We start from the raw sequence: 15,699 nt of genomic DNA on the forward strand, positions 1-15,699 counted from the left end.
CAGGGGGGATGTACGATGAACGCTATCAAGTCGTTGCTTTTGGCCGTGATGTCGATGGGTCTCGTCGGGACCGCCAGCGTGGCCCGCGCCGAGCAGCCGGTGGAGGAAGGGATCGTCGCCGAGACCGAGGGCGCGCTCATGGACAATGAGGCCACCGAGGAGCGCAACATCACGTCCTCCGACGAAGCGCTGTCGAGCCAGCCGCCGCCGTTCGACAATTTCGATCGCGGCCGCCGGGGCTGGTATGGCCGCTGCATGAGGCGCTGCCAGCGCAACTACTTCCGCTGCGAGCGGTTCGAAGATCGGTTCGGCCCCAGGCACCACTTCCGCCCTGGTCGGTGCGAGAGCGAGTACAGGTACTGCGTGAGGCGTGTTTGCGGCTTCTATCGCTTCGACGACGACCGCTTCGACAACGACCGCTTCGACAACGACCGCTTCGACGACGACCGCTTCGGTCGTTAGGTCGAGCCGGGACGCAGGCGTTTCGAGCTTGGGATTCGTGAGATCGCCCGGCCCTCACTCCCCACGTCCGGGGAGCGGGGGCCAGGCCCTATTCGGTCCGTGGGGCGCGGGTCTTGCCGGAGTGGAATCGATATGGTGGGTTCGAGCGGGATCAAGGGATCGGTCGTCGTCATCACCGGCGGATCGAGCGGCATCGGTCTCGCGACGGCCGAGGCATTCGCCCGGCGCGGGGCACGGGTCGTGCTCGCAGCGCGGCAGGCGGACGCCCTCGCGGAGGCGGCGCGCGCGTGCGAGGCGCTCGGCGCAGAGGCGCTCGCGGTACCGACCGACGTGACCGACGAAGCCGCGGTGGAAGCGCTCGCGCAAGCGGCGATCGCCCGCTTCGGCCGCATCGACGTGTGGATCAACAATGCGGCGCTTCTGCTCTTCGGCACGCTGCTCGACACGCCGAGCGCTGCCTGGAAGCGGGTCGTCGAGACGAACCTTTACGGCTACCTGCACGGGGCGCGGGCCGTGCTCCCGGTATTCCTCGCGCAGCGCCGGGGAATACTCATCAACAACGTTTCTGGCTGGGGGCTCGTGGGCGCGCCGCTCGTGAGCTCGTACGTATCGAGCAAGTTCGCGGTCCTCGGCCTCTCGGAGTGCCTGCGCCTCGAGCTCGCGCGTTTTCCCGACATCCACGTATGCTCGGTGCTCCCGCCTTCGGTGGACACGCCCATTTACGAGCGCGCCGGCAACCTCACGGGCCACGAGGTCGGGCCGGTACTTCCGGTCTCCTCGGCGAACGAAGTGGCCGAGATCCTCGTCGGGCTCGCCGAACGGCCGCGCCCGCGGCGTCCCATCGGTGTCGCAGGCGCCTTCGTTTACATCTTGAGCCGGCTCTCTCCAGCACTCTCAGCGCGTTTCATGAGCTCGGTCACGTGCCGCTTTTCGATCCGCGCCGAACACGCGACGCCGACACTCGGCAACCTCTTCGAACCGAAGGACCCGCACGCGAAGAGCGGCGGATTCGGCTGGCTCGGCATGCGCCGCGGGGGGAAGGGGACACTCTACTGAAAGCCGCCGCGCCGGGGCGCAGCCCCGGGCCCCGCGGGGGCTGTTCGCCCCTCGACCCGAACCAGGGCAAGCCCTGGACCATTTGTGGAAGAACTGCGCGATGCGCAGTTCTTCCAACGGGCCGGTGGGACAACGTTGCCGTTCGAAATGGCAGCGCGGCTCTTGATTGGCAGGATCGTTCCTGGTCTTGCCTCGGCCTGTTCGATGAACTGCGCATCGCGCAGTTCATCGACCCCGGGTCCAGCGCTTGCGCTGGTCCAGGTCCAGGGGCGGATAGCCCCTGGTGGGGCCTGGGGCAACGCCCCAGCGAAGCGGCTTCAGCTACTCGCGCCGATCTTCCGAGATGCGCCCGACGCCTGCACCATAATGATACGAGAGCTCCCCGCCGAGCCAGGCGCCGACCCCGAGAATCAGGAAACCGAGCAACGACACTGCGATCCCCGCGCCGCGGAGCCCCATTGCCCGCAGGATCACCGAGCCCACCAGGAGCATCGTGCTCGCCGCGGCTGACAACGCGTGCACGAACGTCACGCGCCGCGCCTTTCCTTCGATGTAACCGAAGTCCGTGATCCCCGTGAGCACCGAGGGCACGAGCGCCACGAGCCCGAACAGGAATGCGAGATCCGCCCCGCGCGCCGCCCACGTGCACCCGAGCAGCGTCGCGACATCGAGGACGAGGCCCGTCGTGAAGGCACCGATGGGCACGGAGACCAGCGCTGCATGCAGCGGATGCCCGAGCCAGGTTCCATCGAGCGCCCTTCGAATGCGGGGATGCCGCGTGAAGAAACCACGCACGGGCGCGTGAAACACTTCGACGATCTCATCGAGCTGTAGCCGCTCGACGACACGCAGGAGCCACGGAACTCTCATGCTGCCACCTCGCAATGCCGGCCAAGCAACGCTCGGGCCGCCTGCCTTCGGATCGTCCCCTCTGGAATCGCGGGAGGCGCACGAAAAGCGGGTTTTCAATCGTGCGGCGCCCGTGGTTCCATGGCTCCTGTCACCTGGAGGGGAGGTATTTCATGGCCACGACGACGACTGCGAACGGCACGACATCCCGCGGCGAGGGTGCCGCGCTCGTGCGAAACCTGGACGATCTTGCGAAGCTCTCGAGCGCGGAGCTCGATCGACTCTACCGCGCCGCCCCCGCGCCCATGAGCGTCGAGCGCCTCGTGGGTACACCGAAGGGCCGCATGCTCGCTGTCCGCGGCACCGACGGCACGCCGCTCTTTTCAGCGCTCAAGTTCCTCGCGTCCCGCCGGCGTTTTCCCTGGGATGGCAAGAGCTTCGGCGCGCTCGACCGGAGCGAGGGCACGGGTATCAACCGCGTAAAACTCCTGCCGTTCCGGTTCGACTGGTTCCCGTTCCGCACGCGGATCGAGCCCTCTGCGGTCGACGACCGCCCTTGCGTCTACCTCGACTACGAGCAACCCGGAAACCCCTTCTTCATCGCTCGCATCCGCGACGAGATCCGCGAGGTCGCGCCCGACGTCTGGCTCGGCCCGGCCATGGTGAAGACGAAGAAGGGCGCGGTCCATGTGCTCTGGTTCGCCGTCGACTTCGGGAAGCCCTCGGCCTGACGACGCCACGCGCGAAGTGGCTTGCTTCGGCACGCGGATGGGGTGACGATCGAGCGCGCCGTTCGTTTGTCTTCAAAAGAACCCCGTTCGACGTTATCTTCCACTCCGATGGGCCACATTCCGCTCCTCGACGAGATCGCCGTCATCGCGGCGCTCGGCGTCCTCGTGACCGTCGTCCTGTCGCGCCTCTCGCTGCCCACGGTCGCGGGGCTGCTCTTCTCGGGCGCGCTCGTGGGGCCGTTCGGCTTCAAGCTCGTGCGTTCGATCCACGCGATCGAGATCCTCGCCGAGATCGGCGTGGTCCTCTTGCTCTTCACGATCGGCCTCGAGTTCTCGCTCGCGCGCCTGAAGAGCATTTTCCGTCAGGTCGCGCTCGGCGGCATCATCCAGGTCGGGCTCACCACGGGCGTCGTCGCGCTCGTCGCGAACGCCCTTGGACAGCCGGCCGGGCGCAGCGTCTTCTACGGCTTCGTCTTCGCGCTCTCCAGCACCGCGATCGTCCTCCGCGCCCTGGCCGAGCGCCGCGAGCTCGACGCGCCGCACGGCCGCTTCATCGTCGGCACCTTGATCTTCCAGGACCTCTGCGTCGTCCCGATGGTCCTCGTCGTCCCCATGCTCGGCGAAGGCTCCGCGGGCACGAACATGGCGAAGGAGATCAGCTTCGCGCTCGGCAAGGCCACGGCCGTCGTCGTCGCGACCATCCTCGTCGCGCGTCTCGTCGTCCCGCGGGCCTTGCGCTGGGTCGCGGCGAGCCGCAGCCGCGAGGTCTTCCTCCTCGCCGTGCTCGCGCTCTGCGTCGGCACCGCGTGGCTCACGTCGCTCGCCGGCCTCTCGCTCGCGCTCGGCGCGTTCCTCGGCGGCATGGTCGTCGCCGACACCGAGTACGGCCACCGCGCCATGGGCGACATGCTCCCGCTGCGCGACGCCTTCGTGAGCGTCTTTTTCGTCTCGCTCGGCATGCTCTTCGACCCGCGGGTCGTGCTCGAGCGGCCGCTGCTCGTGCTGCTCCTCCTCAGCGGCTTCTTCGTCGCCAAGGGCGTGCTTGCCACCATCGCCGCGCTCGCCATGCGTTTTCCCGCGCGCGTCGCCTGGCTCGCGGGTGTGGGTCTCGCGCAGTTCGGCGAGTTCGGGTTCGTCCTCGCGCGGCTCGGCGAGAGCGCGGGTGTGGTCGATCAAAACGCCACGCGCCCGCTCCTCGCGGCTGGCATCGCCAGCATGTTCCTCACGCCGGTCTTCGTGCGCGTCGCGCCGCACGTCACCGCGGGGCAGCGCTTGCTCGCGCCGCTCGAGCGCCTCATCGGCGTGCGCAGCATCGACGAGGCGGATGCGGGCGAGGCGCACGGTCTCTCGGCGCACGTGGTCATCGTGGGCTACGGCGTCGCAGGCAAGCTCGTGGCGCGCGCGCTCGAGGCGACCGGTGTCTCGTACGTCGTGCTCGAATTGAACGCCGAGACCGTCCGCGCCGCGCGCACCGCGGGCCAGCCCGTGTATTACGGCGACGCGACGAGCGAGGAGGCGCTCGGCCATGCCCACCTCGAAAAGGCACGCGCACTTCTTTTGCTCATGAACGATCCGCAGGCCGCGCAGCGCGTGGTGGACACGGCCAAACGCGTCGCGCCCGAGGTCCCGATCCTCATGCGGGCGCATTACCTCCTGGAGAAACCGGCGCTCTTGCGCATGGGCGCGACGGACGTGGTGGCCGAGGAGGTCGAGGGGGGCGTGGAGATCCTCGCGCGGCTCCTCCGCTGGCTCGAAGTTCCGCGCAACGTGATCGACGATCGCGTGGACGAGGCGCGCGCGACCACGCAGACCACGGAGCGCACGCACAGGCTCCCGCGACGGGTGCTCGGCGAGCATGCGGATCTCGCCGAGCTCAAGATCGAGAGCGCCTCGGTGACCATGGCAAGCGCGGCGGTGGGTCGCTCGGCGGCGTCCCTCGGCGTGCGTCGCCGGACCGGGGCGCTCATCATCGCGGTGCGTCGCGGCGACAAACTCCTCGAACAGATGGATCCGCAGAAGCCTTTTGATGTCGGCGACATCGTCTATCTCGCGGGGCCCGTGAGCGCGGTGAAGAAGGCCGTTGATCTTTTGAGCCGGCCGCTGGCCGAAGGCGAGGCGCCGGTCAGCGAGGTCATGCCGACTTCACGCGGTTGACGCGGATTCGCGAATCTGCTCCCTCGTCGTCGCGCGCCTCGGCAGCGAGGCGCGACATTTTCTCCGGCCAGGCTCCCGCCCGTGCGCTCGCGGTCCCAGGATTCAGCCAGGACAGCCGGCGCTCCGTGAGGAGCCGGGGAGGGGGAATGTCATCATGAACAAATTTTTCATGGCGATCATGCTCGCCACGATGGGGATGTCGTCCGTGGCCCTTGCGGAGACGCCGGAAGAGGAAGCGGCGGCCGAGCTCGCGGTCGCGTACGACGACGCGCAATTCGTGAAGGCGGCGGCGAGCAGCAATCTCTGGTCGGTGAAGGCCGCGCGGCTCGCCGTGCGTTTGGCGAAGAACTCCAAGGTCGAGGCGCTCGCGCTGCAGGATCTCGCCGAGCACGTGAACGTGACCGAGGGGATCGAGGCGCTCGCGGGCAAATTCGGCGTCGAGATGCCGACGGAGCTCGAGCCTCTGGGTGAGAGCCTCTTCCAGCGTCTCTCGAACCTCCAGGGAAATCGCTTCGACCGAGCGTACTTGCACACGGTCATCGAGTCGCACCGGTACGACGTGGCCATCCTGTCGCTTGCGCTGTCCTCCTCCCGGGACGCGGACGTGAAGGCGTTCGCCGAGAAGAACCTGCCCATTCTGCGGGGGCACCTGGACGCGGCGCAGGAGATCCTCCGGACGTTGCCCCAAGAATGACGCCCGAGGGCGAACCACGACAAAGGTGACGGCGCGCCTCCGATGCGGCTACCCTCGTCGGCCGATGGCGACGAAGCGCATGCATCGGCAGGGGACATGGATCACGGCACGTCGCGGCGTGCGCTCGGCGCTGCTCGCCGCGACGCTCGCCGCAGGCTGCGCGGGGCCGGCGAACGAAAAACCTCCGATCTCGGCGGGCGCGCCGCCGCCCCGCGCCGAGGCCTCCGCGTCCCGATCGTCCGAGTCCGCCGCGCAGGTGCTCCTGCGCGAGGAGGTCGTGCCGGGGAAGCTCTCCGTCACGGTGTATTCGCACGCGATCTCGACGCCCGCGGGACCGCTGCACTTCTGGACGTACGTGAGCGAGGGCCTCTGGCCGCTCGGGCAACGCGAGATCCGGTTCTCCATCAAGCGCGAGCCCGGAGATGCCGAGGGCACGTTCGATCGTCAGCTCTTCAAGCTCTACGGGCTCATCTACGAGCTCGCGGAGCAGGGGCAGCTCGTCGACGTCCATGGCCGCTCGCAGCTCGATGGTCCACCGCTCCTCGGGCGCGACGGGTTTCATTGCATCATCTATGGTCCGCCGCAGCCGCTGGAGGGAATCGCGGCGAACGTGCCGTACCTCTCCGCCGTGATGGTCACGTGCGAAGAGGAGAACGTGGGGGGGCAGGCCGGTTATGCGCGGATCCTGGCCCGGCTCGGCGCCGCGGCGATGGCGTATCCGACGCCGTTCTGGACCGACCGCAAGCGCCCTTCCGTGGCCAGGCCCGGGGAGGCTGACCAGACCATGATCACGAAGGGCCCGCGGACACACGTCCGCGGCGCGTCGGTGCGCATGGAGCGAAAGGGCGGCCTCAAGAACGGCGCCCCGGCGAAGAGCTTTTTCCTTCCGGGGGATCGTGTCGTCCTGCGCGTGCTTCCCCGCGGGCTCGACAATCTGAAGGCGGCCATAGCGAAGGGGGACAAGGACGCGCTTATCCTGATGCTCGAAATGGATCCGAGCTCGAACACGGGCCTGTTCTGGTATCCTGGACAAACCGGGATCTCCGCCATCACGAGCCCGGTGGGAATGAACGATCGGATCACGGCCAACTTCCTCGTCCTCGCCGGCGACAAAGACGCGTCCAAGGCCGGGGTGGCCGAGGACGGGTTCTTCCTGATGTTCCCCGTGGCCACGTGGAAACGGATTCGCGAGGCGCTCATCTCGGGCAAAGAGATCACGATTCCCGGCCAGGGCGACATGCCGGCGTTTGCCGTGGAACACGTCGAGACGACCTACGTGAATCCCATCGACGGCAAACGGTACGAATCCGAATGGGGCTGGGATACGGCCCAGCCCGAGGGCGGCGCCGCGGCGCAGAAGCGGAACGACAAGGTCGAAACCTCGCTGGTGCTCCTGACGAGCGAGCAAGACATCGCGAAGCGGACCACGGTCGACGACCTGAGCGAGTTCGCCAAGCAGATCATCACCATCGTCGAGACGCAAGTGGGCACGTCGAAGGGGCCGGGCACCGATCTGCTCGTCGAATGCGAGCTCCTGCCCGGGAAGAAGAAGAAATTGGAGATGGCCCAGCGGCCGACCGTGGATCAGCCGTTCGCGCAGGCCATCTACGACAAACTCGAGAAGATCGTGGCCCCGGAGGTGAAGGGCTCCGTGAAGTTTCAGGTGCTCTTCAAGATCCGGGGCGGCAGCCCTCCGGGGCCGTGAAGGGCAGTCAGCGGCGCTTTTCCTCGTACACCGAGAACACCGCGCCCTGCGGATCCGAGAGCACGGCGAACCGACCGCCACCACCGATCTCCTTCGGCGGCATGTAGACCTTTGCGCCAAGCCCGCGCGCCTTCGCCACCGTGTCGTCCGCGTTCTCGACCGTGAAATACGCGCCCCAGTTCGGCGGCACCGGGCCCCAGCTCGGGTCGATCTTCAGCATCCCGCCGACGTGTTCGCCGCGCACGATCCACTCCGTATACGTCGCGTCGCCGCCGGTCGACCAGCCGAAGAGCGCCGTGTAAAACGCTTTGGCTTTCTCCGGGTCGGTGGTCTGGAGCTCGAACCAAGAGGGCGCGCCCGGTTCGCCCCACAAGGTCGCGCCGATGTGCTTTTGCGGCTGCCAGAGGAAAAACACGGCACCCGTGGGATCCGCGAGGATCGCCATGCGCCCCGACTCCATCACATCGAACGCGGGCGCAAGGATGTTCCCTCCCAGCGTGGCAGCCTTGGCCGACACGGCATTGATGTCGTCCACGGAGACGTAGACGTTCCAATGCGGCGGGATCCCGCGCGACTGTTCCTCAGGCGGTTGCCCGCCGAGCCCCGCCACGTCATGCTCGCGTTTCCGGAACATCGTGTACGTCCCGCCGGGAAACGGCATCTCCTCGGCCGTCCAGCCGAACAGCGTCGTGTAGAACGCCTTGGCAGCCGCGGGATCCGTGGTCATCAGGTCCGCCCAGCAAAACTGGCCGGGTGCATACGAGCTCTTCACCGTCATAGACTCCTCCCTTCGTGGCGGGGCCCATTCTACACAGCGAGGCCTTCGTGTCACCTGAAGAGTTTGGCACAGCGAATGTGCAAATGACACATCGATGGGTCTCATCTGGAACCGTGGAGCCGGGGCGCTGCCCCGGACCCCGCGGGGGCTGTTCGCCGCTCGACCCGAACCAGGGCAAGCCCTGGACCATTTGGGGAAGAACTGCGCGATGCGCAGTTCTTCCCACAGGCCGGTGGCAAGACCAGGGACAGCGTTGCCAGTCACGGCGGTCTTGGTTGGCAGGGCCTTCGCCGGTCTTGCCTCGGCCTGTTCGATGAACTGCGCATCGCGCAGTTCATCGACCCCGAGTCCAGCGCTTGCGCTGGTCCGGGTGCAGGGGCGGACAGCCCCTGCTGGGGTCTGGGGCAAAGCCCCAGCGAAACGGCCCCCCGCGTTGCTTGACACGCGCCTTGGCGGTCCCGTCTACTCGAAGCGCGGCATTCCCGCATTGAATCGGCCATCACGGACGAAGGACGGAGACGACGTACGATGGAGACCAAGAGCCATGGGGGACCGGGCCTGGCGGTCGGCGCGAGGAGGAGACTCCTCGGCAAACCGATCCCGGCCGAAGGGGAGGGCGGGGTATTCACGCAATCGTGGTATCCCGTCTGCATGTCGAGCGAGCTTTCACCGGGGACGATTCTCGGCACGAGCTTCCTCGACGGGCGCATCGTGGTGTTTCGCGGCGAGAGCGGCACGGTGCAAGCGCTCAGCGCCTACTGCCCGCACCTTGGCGCTGATCTCGCCGCGGGATCGGTCGTCGGGGACGCCATCCGCTGCGCGTTTCACCACTGGGAGTACAGCCAGGAGGGAACCTGCCTGAAGACCGGCCCCGGCGACCCGCCGCCGCCCGGCGCTTGCCTCTTCCGCTTCCCGACGGTGGAGAGGTACGGGATGATCTGGGTCTTCAACGGCGAAACCCCGCTCTTCGATCTCCCGGATTTCCCTTATCCCGACGACGATCTCGTCTTCCGGGTCGAGGCGCACGACGAGGTCTTTCCGGTCGATCCTTGGGTCGTCTGCTGCAATACGCCGGATGTGCAGCACATCCGCGTCGTGCACGGCTTCAAGTTCGACAAGGGCGAGCCCGCCGAGAACATGGTCCTCACCGACCACTCGATGATGTACGACTTCGACGGCATCCACCCTGCGGGCCCGCGGGTCACGTTCCGCGTGGGGATCTTCGGGACGACGATCTTTTATCAGAGCAGCTTCTTCAACGGCCGCTGGTATGGATACATCGCCCCGTTCGGGATGCCGGCGCCGGGGCGCACGAAGGTGTATTACGTCCTGGCCACGAGGAAATCCGAGGGCGATGCGGCGTCGCAGAAGGAGCTGCTCGACTTCGCGATGGGCGTGCAGCGGCAAATCCTCGCGGACGACGCTCCCATCCTCCGGGGCGTCCACTTCCGGCCTGGCGCCCTGACGAAGAGCGACACGGCGCTCGCGCGTTTCTTCGAATACCTGCGCAAATTCCCGCGGGCACACCCCTCGGCCGAGTTCATTCGCTGAAGCGCCTGCCCGCGCGCCCCGAGGTTGCGCCCTGTGGCCCTGCTGCGCGGCGGGTTCGTCGCCAAAGAACCGCTTACGTTCCCGCGAACGGCGTCGAGGGCCGCTGAGGCCCCGGGGTTCGCGTGGCCGGACTCACCCAAACGTGTCCTTCGTGCGTCGAGTACCTGAAGGGTTGTCAGCGAGGGCGTTTTTCGGCGATGCTCTGCGTCAGTTCGGAGAACAACGACAGGAGCCCGGCCATGTCCCAGCAGCTTGCCAGGGAAAGCATCGCGAAGGGGGCCGAGGAGCGCGCGGCGGGGGAGCACGCTGCTCGAAGATCATTCGGTCCGGAGGACGAGGAGGTCCAAGGGCCGCCCATCTCGATGGATTGCGAGCGGCGGCTCGCCCAGCTCGCTGCATGGTGCAGGGAGCTCGAGGCGTCGCCGCGGAGCGCGCTACCCCCGTCGCCGGAGGACTGTGCCCGGCTCGGGGAGATGCTACGCGGCATCTGGGAGGCGAGCGACGCACTCGGGCCTTCCGGCCTCCTGCGTAACTCTCCGGCCCAGCGCCGCTTCCAGGAGGTCCTGGGCACTTATTTCTGGCAGAGCCCCATCATCCATCGCTGCTTCGCCAAACCTCGGGGCTACGCCGGCGACTTCTTGATGATGGACGACGTGTATAAGAACGTCCCCAAGGGCGAGACGACCCTCGGCCGCTGGATGGACCGATGGGTGCTCGAGCAGCCCGGCTTCGTCGCGGTCCGGAACCGCCGGGAGAAGCTCAAGTCACTGCTCCACGACGAGTGGAACCGGGGCGCTCGCTACGTCATGAACGTGGCATCGGGCGCGGCCTCGGAGCTCTCCGAAGTGGTGCCAACGACGCCGTTCGACGGCGTCACGCTGCTCGACCAGGACCAGGGGGCCCTGTATGCGGCCGTCACGGCGCTCGGCAAGCGGATGAATCCTGCCCACGTGCGCACCTGGTCCGGCTCGGTCTTCACGCTCATCCGCGGCAAGGCCACCCTCGTCCCCGGCGACCAGGACTTCATTTATTCGATCGGCTTGTACGACTACCTCTCGCCCCGGTTCGCGACGGCGCTCACGGCGCGGCTCTGGCTCAACCTCGCGCCGGGGGGCCTCTTGGCGCTGGGGAACTTCAACGGCCACGATCCCATGCGCCGCTTCATCGAGGCGGCGATGGACTGGTACCTCATTTACAGGGATGTGCCGGACATGCTGGGGCTGGCCTCGGGGCTGCCGAACGTCGAGGATGCGGAGGTCTGGACGGACCCCACCGGCTGCCTCCACCTCCTCTTGGTCCGCAAGCGTGGCGACCGCCCGAGCATGGAATCACCACCGTGAGTGGACGGTGAAGTCGGTCCCGGCGTCGTTGGAGATGGTCGCGGTGACGGTGGCGTCCACGTTGCTCACGAGCTTGTACGCCACCTTGTAGACGGCGACGGTGAAGGCGGGGCCGAAGAGGTCGCGCGTGAAGACCACGTCGGCCGAGCGCTCGCCCGTCTTCGAGTACTCGCGCTCGCCGAAGCTCACGGCCAGGGTGTAGGCATAGGGGCCGTTCGCGACGAGGGCTTGCGGGTTGCCCTGGCCGAACCGGGCCAGCATCTTCCCCACGGGCGACTCGAGCAGGGAGCTGAAGGCGTGCTGGCCACAGCCGGTCATGACCTCGTCACAGGTCAGGCCGAGGCTCGGGTCGTCGACCAGGCGCCGCGCGACCTTGAGGAGCGAGGTGACCGGGTACCAGAAGAACGAGCGGATGGTCTTGTCCCCCATCACCTGCGTGCGGATGGTGTTCACCTTCGCGACCCCGTAGGCCTGGCCGAGGTGGGTGAGCGCGCCGTCGAGCACCATGCCGAGCATGTTGTCGGTGCTCGTTGCCAGCACGATCCGTTTGTCAAGCATCTCCTTGGAGTCCATCGCCCGTCCAGGTCCTTTCCCAGGAACGAAGTGCTCGCAGCTTACACGAACCTTCCCGTCCGTCACCATCCCCGATGAGGACGTTCGTGCTGCCCATCGAGGCGGCCGAGCCGTTATCGGTTCTTCGCGCCCAAAGTTCCCCCGTTCTTCCCCCCGCGTTCTACATGGCATGTTCTACATGACAGGTTCGGCGCGGCACGCGCATAGCACGCGCGCGAGAATCGTGCGTCCGTCATTGCCAGAATGACATGGGAATCGTCCCGCGCTCCACCGCTTCGCGTTTCGGCGTCCGCGTCCGGATTTCACTCCGCCTCGGGATCCATGATAGCCTCCTGTCATGCCCCACATCCGGATCGTCGAGGCCCACGAAGCGGACGCACCCCTCCGCGCCGTCTACGATGCCGTGCTGTCGCGCCCGATCCCCGCGGTCTACCGTGCGCCGCACGGCGGACCGGCCGGCATCCACCGCGCGCACAGTCTCGACCCGGATCTCCTCCGGATCACCTTCGCCGCGACCGGCACGTTCCACCGGGGCGACGGGCTCTCCTGGGCGGAGCGTGAGCTCATCGCCACGTCCGCCTCGCGGACGAACCAGTGCTTTTACTGAACGTCAGCTCACGCAGAGTTTCTGCGTGCCGCTTCTCAGGATGAGGCCCTCGCCGCGGACGTCGTGACGGGAACCGACCTCCCGCGCGCTTCCCCGCGGCAGCGCGCCCTGGCCGGGTTCGCGGTCGTCATGACCGAGGCGCCGTGGTCCATCGACGCCGCCGATCTCGACCACCTCCGCGCCGTGGGGTTGTCCGAGGACGGCGTCGAGCAGGCCATCTGCGTCGCCGCGTTCTTCAACTACTACACGCGTGTCGCGGACGGCACGGGCATCACGTTCGATTACGAGTCGCCGCTGCCGCGCCTCACCATCGATCCCACGCGCGAGGCCCTGCCGCGTCCGCCGCCGAGCGACTGGAATCCCGCCGTCGACGGCTCGCGCGTGCCCGTGTTCCCCCGCCGCGCGTTTGCCCAGGGGCTGCTCGAAGAGTGGCACGCGTATCACTTCGAGCGCGACGTGCTGCTCTCGCGCCACGAGCGTCGGCTCCTCGCCCGCGCCGCTGCCGCCGAGCTGTGTGATGCCGGCGCGGTCGCCCGCTACGAGGACGCGCTCGCGCGGGATCCTCGCGAGCGCGCCCTCGCGGCGTACGCAACGAAGCTCACGCGCACGCCGTGGGCCGCCTCCGCCGCGGATGCGGCAGCGCTCCACGCGCACGGCCTCGACGATCCCGCGATCCTCGCGGCCATCACGCTGGTTGCGCACCAGAACACTTTTTCCCGCATGCACCATGGCCTCGCAGCGCTCGCGACCTCCGGATGACGAGCGCCTCCCCGTCACCGTGGGGCCGCCGCGCCGGGGCGCTGCCCCGGACCCCGCGGGGGCTGTTCGCCCCTCGACCCGAACCAGGGCAAGCCCTGGACTCGGGGTGGAAGAACTGCGCGATGCGCAGTTCTTCCAACAGGTCGGTGGCAAGACCATGGAGGTGCGTTCCACGATGGCGACGGGCACGTTGCCTGTTGAATCGTCAACGCCGCGGTTTTGATGGGCAGGGTCGTCGCGGGTCTTGACCTGGCCTGTTCGATGAACTGCGCATCGCGCAGTTCATCGACCCCGGGTCCAGCGCTTGCGCTGGTCCAGGGTCCAGGGGCGGATAGCCCCGGTGGGGCCTGGGGCAAAGCCCCAGCGCAGCGCCTCCCAAGAGGCGGCACCGTAGCCGAATACGTCGATTCCCCGACTTCGATCCAGGATCCTCGTCGGCGCACGGCCCTCGAAAACCCGTTTATACCGGGCCTTGGCCGATCATGCTGGACCTGTTCACCGATGACACGCGCCGCAATCCATTTTCCTTGTACGCAGAGATGCGCGCGAAGGCGCCGGTGCTCCACGTCCCGCCGCTCGACCTGTGGATGATCTTCGACTACGAGGGCGTCAAGCGCGCGCTCCACGATCACGACACGTGGAGCTCCATCGTCACCACGCAGACCGGGCCGACCCCCGATTGGCTCGTCTTCTCGGATCCGCCGCGACACACGTTGCTCCGGAACATCATCCAGCGCGCGTTCACTCCGCGCTCGATCGCGAACCTCGAGCCCCGCATCCGCGAGCTCTCGCGCGAGCTCGTCGACGGGGTGATCGAGCGGGGCGAGATGGATCTCGTGAAGGACTACGCCGAGCCCCTGCCGACGATGGTGATCGCGGAGATGATCGGCATTCCGGTCGCCGATCGGCCGCGCTTCGTGCGCTGGAGCGAGATCATCCTGAACCTCAGCTACACCATGTCGGGCGGCGAGGCTGCGACGCGCGCGGTCGCGGAGCACGCCGCGCTCAAGGAGGAGATGCACGCCTACGTCGACGACCTCTGCACGGCGCGGAAAAAGGCGCCGAAGGGCGATCTCTTGACGCGGCTCGTGGAGGCGGAGGTGGACGGGGAACGATTGACGGGCGAGGAGATCCTCGGCTTCTTCCAGCTCCTGCTCGTGGCCGGCACCGAGACGACCACGAACCTCCTCGGCAATACGATCCTCTCGTTCTTCGAGCACCCCGACGAGCTTGCGCGCCTCGAGGCCGATCCCGCGCGCCTCTTGCCCACGACGATCGAGGAGGTTTTGAGGTACCGCACGCCCGTGTCGATGGTGTTCCGCGCGGCGAAGCGCGACGTGATGATCCACGGACAGACGATCCCGGCCGGGAAGTTCGTGCTCTTGCTGATGGGCTCCGCGAACCGGGATCCGAAGCAGTTCCAGGACCCCGACACCTTCGACGTCGGCCGCGACCCGAACCCGCACATCGCCTTCGGCCACGGGATCCACTTCTGCCTCGGCGCCTCGTTGTCCCGGCTCGAAGCGAAGGTCGCGATCCCGGATCTTCTCTCGCGCCTGCGCGGCCTCGCGCCCGCGAGCGATGCGCCATGGCAGCCCCGCAAGGCGCTCCACGTGCACGGCCCGGCGCGCTTGCCCGTGCGCTTCGAGCCGGGCAAACAGCTCGCCGTGGCGATCTGATCAGCCGCCGAGCCTCGCGACGAGCCGCTCTTTCACGGCAGGCCACTCGTCGTCGATGATGCTGAACATCACCGTATCGCGGAGGAAGTCGCCGCGCGTCTTCTGGTACTTGCGCAGCACACCCTCGCGCACGCCGCCGATGCGCGCGATCGCGGCCTGCGATTGCAGATTCCGCGCGTCGGTCTTGAGCTGCACGCGCGCGGCGCCGAGCACCTCGAACGCGTGTCGCAAGAGGAGGAACTTCGCCTCCGTGTTGATCGCCGTGCGTTGCCAGCGCTTGCCGATCCAGGTCCAGCCGATCTCGAGACCACGATCGGTCCGGCTGATGTTGAGGTACCGCGTCGCGCCGCAAGCGCGCCCATCCGCGAGGCTGACCTGCACGAACGCGACCTGCCCACCGGAGGCCTGCGCGTCCAGCGCCGATCTGATGTGCGTCTCCATCGCTTCGAGCGAGAGCGGCGGCTCGATCGACATCCACTGCCAGATGGACGCGTCCTCCGCGAGCGCAGCGAGCAACGCAGGCGCATGCGCAAGCGTGAGGGGCTCCAGGCGGACGTGGCGTCCTTCGAGGGGAATGGGTCGCGGATCCATGCCGCCTTGTACCGCGCGGGGCGTTGCCCCGCACCCCAGAAGGGGGCTGTCCGCCCCCTTCACCCCGGACCAGGCACGGCCTGGACCGAGGGCCGAGAAACCGCGCGATGCGCGGTTTCTCGGACGGGCCCGTGGCAAGACCATTCGGCCTGTTCGATGAACTGCGCATC

15 protein-coding genes are annotated in these 15,699 nt (G+C 67.7%); 11 read left to right on the forward strand and 4 right to left on the reverse strand.

Features of this window, described 5'->3' with window-relative positions:
• The first annotated feature begins 15 nt into the window (after window positions 1–15).
• Window positions 16–462, forward strand: coding sequence for a hypothetical protein (locus KEG57_RS33545; RefSeq protein WP_272426405.1), 447 nt, complete (start codon window positions 16–18; stop codon window positions 460–462).
• A gap of 132 nt (window positions 463–594) precedes the next feature.
• Complete coding sequence (locus tag KEG57_RS33550; RefSeq protein WP_272426407.1) at window positions 595–1,518, forward strand: SDR family NAD(P)-dependent oxidoreductase; 924 nt, start codon at window positions 595–597, stop codon at window positions 1,516–1,518.
• 321 nt (window positions 1,519–1,839) lie between these two features.
• Here KEG57_RS33550 and KEG57_RS33555 read toward each other — a convergent pair whose 3' ends face one another.
• Window positions 1,840–2,388, reverse strand: a complete 549-nt coding sequence (locus tag KEG57_RS33555; RefSeq protein WP_272426409.1) for a DUF2231 domain-containing protein — start codon at window positions 2,386–2,388, stop codon at window positions 1,840–1,842.
• 152 nt (window positions 2,389–2,540) lie between these two features.
• On the opposite strand from KEG57_RS33555, the gene KEG57_RS33560 reads away from it, so the two are divergent.
• The 4 genes from KEG57_RS33560 to KEG57_RS33575 all read left to right on the forward strand — a co-directional run bounded on the left by KEG57_RS33560 (window position 2,541) and on the right by KEG57_RS33575 (window position 7,651).
• Window positions 2,541–3,098, forward strand: a complete 558-nt coding sequence (locus KEG57_RS33560) for a hypothetical protein (protein ID WP_272426411.1) — start codon at window positions 2,541–2,543, stop codon at window positions 3,096–3,098.
• A 108-nt stretch (window positions 3,099–3,206) separates the two neighbouring features.
• Complete coding sequence (locus KEG57_RS33565) at window positions 3,207–5,252, forward strand: monovalent cation:proton antiporter family protein (protein WP_272459194.1); 2,046 nt, start codon at window positions 3,207–3,209, stop codon at window positions 5,250–5,252.
• Between the two features lie 154 nt (window positions 5,253–5,406).
• Window positions 5,407–5,946 (forward strand): DUF4142 domain-containing protein, encoded by a 540-nt coding sequence (locus KEG57_RS33570; protein WP_272426415.1) that lies wholly within the window; start codon window positions 5,407–5,409, stop codon window positions 5,944–5,946.
• A gap of 64 nt (window positions 5,947–6,010) precedes the next feature.
• Complete coding sequence (locus KEG57_RS33575; RefSeq protein WP_272459195.1) at window positions 6,011–7,651, forward strand: hypothetical protein; 1,641 nt, start codon at window positions 6,011–6,013, stop codon at window positions 7,649–7,651.
• 7 nt (window positions 7,652–7,658) lie between these two features.
• On the opposite strand, the gene KEG57_RS33580 is transcribed toward KEG57_RS33575, so the two are convergent.
• Entirely contained in the window at window positions 7,659–8,429 is a 771-nt protein-coding gene (locus KEG57_RS33580) for a VOC family protein (RefSeq protein WP_272426419.1), read from the reverse strand.
• Window positions 8,430–8,957: 528 nt separating this feature from the next.
• Between KEG57_RS33580 and KEG57_RS33585 the strand changes: the two genes are divergently transcribed.
• Both KEG57_RS33585 and KEG57_RS33590 read left to right on the forward strand, forming a co-directional pair.
• The gene (locus KEG57_RS33585; RefSeq protein ID WP_272459196.1) at window positions 8,958–9,980 is read left to right on the forward strand and encodes a Rieske 2Fe-2S domain-containing protein; all 1,023 of its coding nucleotides are present in this window, start codon (window positions 8,958–8,960) and stop codon (window positions 9,978–9,980) included.
• 239 nt (window positions 9,981–10,219) lie between these two features.
• Window positions 10,220–11,320 carry a class I SAM-dependent methyltransferase family protein gene (locus tag KEG57_RS33590; protein ID WP_272426422.1) on the forward strand — a complete coding sequence of 367 codons (1,101 nt, stop codon included), beginning with the start codon at window positions 10,220–10,222 and terminating at the stop codon, window positions 11,318–11,320.
• Here the strand turns inward: KEG57_RS33590 and KEG57_RS33595 are convergent.
• On the reverse strand, window positions 11,309–11,893 hold the full coding sequence (locus KEG57_RS33595; RefSeq protein WP_272426424.1) for a TIGR02265 family protein: 585 nt from the start codon (window positions 11,891–11,893) through the stop codon (window positions 11,309–11,311). The two genes, KEG57_RS33590 and KEG57_RS33595, sit on opposite strands and share 12 nt — an antisense overlap.
• Window positions 11,894–12,230: 337 nt before the next feature.
• Here KEG57_RS33595 and KEG57_RS33600 point away from each other — a divergent pair, with 337 nt between their 5' ends.
• From KEG57_RS33600 to KEG57_RS33610, 3 genes are all read left to right on the forward strand, one after another.
• On the forward strand, window positions 12,231–12,500 hold the full coding sequence (locus KEG57_RS33600; RefSeq protein WP_272426426.1) for a carboxymuconolactone decarboxylase family protein: 270 nt from the start codon (window positions 12,231–12,233) through the stop codon (window positions 12,498–12,500).
• Between the two features lie 63 nt (window positions 12,501–12,563).
• Window positions 12,564–13,259 (forward strand): carboxymuconolactone decarboxylase family protein, encoded by a 696-nt coding sequence (locus KEG57_RS33605; protein ID WP_272459197.1) that lies wholly within the window; start codon window positions 12,564–12,566, stop codon window positions 13,257–13,259.
• A gap of 479 nt (window positions 13,260–13,738) precedes the next feature.
• A complete protein-coding gene (locus KEG57_RS33610; RefSeq protein ID WP_272426433.1) occupies window positions 13,739–14,938 on the forward strand; it encodes a cytochrome P450 in 1,200 nt (399 codons plus the stop codon).
• Here the strand turns inward: KEG57_RS33610 and KEG57_RS33615 are convergent, their stop codons facing one another.
• Window positions 14,939–15,529, reverse strand: a complete 591-nt coding sequence (locus KEG57_RS33615) for a GNAT family N-acetyltransferase (RefSeq protein ID WP_272426430.1) — start codon at window positions 15,527–15,529, stop codon at window positions 14,939–14,941.
• Between the last annotated feature and the right edge of the window lie 170 nt (window positions 15,530–15,699).

The sequence above is a fragment of the Polyangium jinanense genome (genome assembly GCF_028435365.1).

Bases quoted from the DNA above. Each gene is read 5' to 3' on its own strand.
- KEG57_RS33565 (WP_272459194.1), top strand. From the start codon at position 3,207: ATGGGCCACATTCCGCTCCTCGACGAGATCGCCGTCATCGCGGCGCTC.
- KEG57_RS33545 (WP_272426405.1), top strand. From the start codon at position 16: ATGAACGCTATCAAGTCGTTGCTTTTGGCCGTGATGTCGATGGGTCTC.
- KEG57_RS33560 (WP_272426411.1), top strand. From the start codon at position 2,541: ATGGCCACGACGACGACTGCGAACGGCACGACATCCCGCGGCGAGGGT.
- KEG57_RS33615 (WP_272426430.1), bottom strand. From the start codon at position 15,529: ATGGATCCGCGACCCATTCCCCTCGAAGGACGCCACGTCCGCCTGGAG.
- KEG57_RS33580 (WP_272426419.1), bottom strand. From the start codon at position 8,429: ATGACGGTGAAGAGCTCGTATGCACCCGGCCAGTTTTGCTGGGCGGAC.
- KEG57_RS33575 (WP_272459195.1), top strand. From the start codon at position 6,011: ATGGCGACGAAGCGCATGCATCGGCAGGGGACATGGATCACGGCACGT.
- KEG57_RS33555 (WP_272426409.1), bottom strand. From the start codon at position 2,388: ATGAGAGTTCCGTGGCTCCTGCGTGTCGTCGAGCGGCTACAGCTCGAT.
- KEG57_RS33570 (WP_272426415.1), top strand. From the start codon at position 5,407: ATGAACAAATTTTTCATGGCGATCATGCTCGCCACGATGGGGATGTCG.
- KEG57_RS33595 (WP_272426424.1), bottom strand. From the start codon at position 11,893: ATGGACTCCAAGGAGATGCTTGACAAACGGATCGTGCTGGCAACGAGC.
- KEG57_RS33590 (WP_272426422.1), top strand. From the start codon at position 10,220: ATGTCCCAGCAGCTTGCCAGGGAAAGCATCGCGAAGGGGGCCGAGGAG.
- KEG57_RS33585 (WP_272459196.1), top strand. From the start codon at position 8,958: ATGGAGACCAAGAGCCATGGGGGACCGGGCCTGGCGGTCGGCGCGAGG.
- KEG57_RS33550 (WP_272426407.1), top strand. From the start codon at position 595: ATGGTGGGTTCGAGCGGGATCAAGGGATCGGTCGTCGTCATCACCGGC.
- KEG57_RS33600 (WP_272426426.1), top strand. From the start codon at position 12,231: ATGCCCCACATCCGGATCGTCGAGGCCCACGAAGCGGACGCACCCCTC.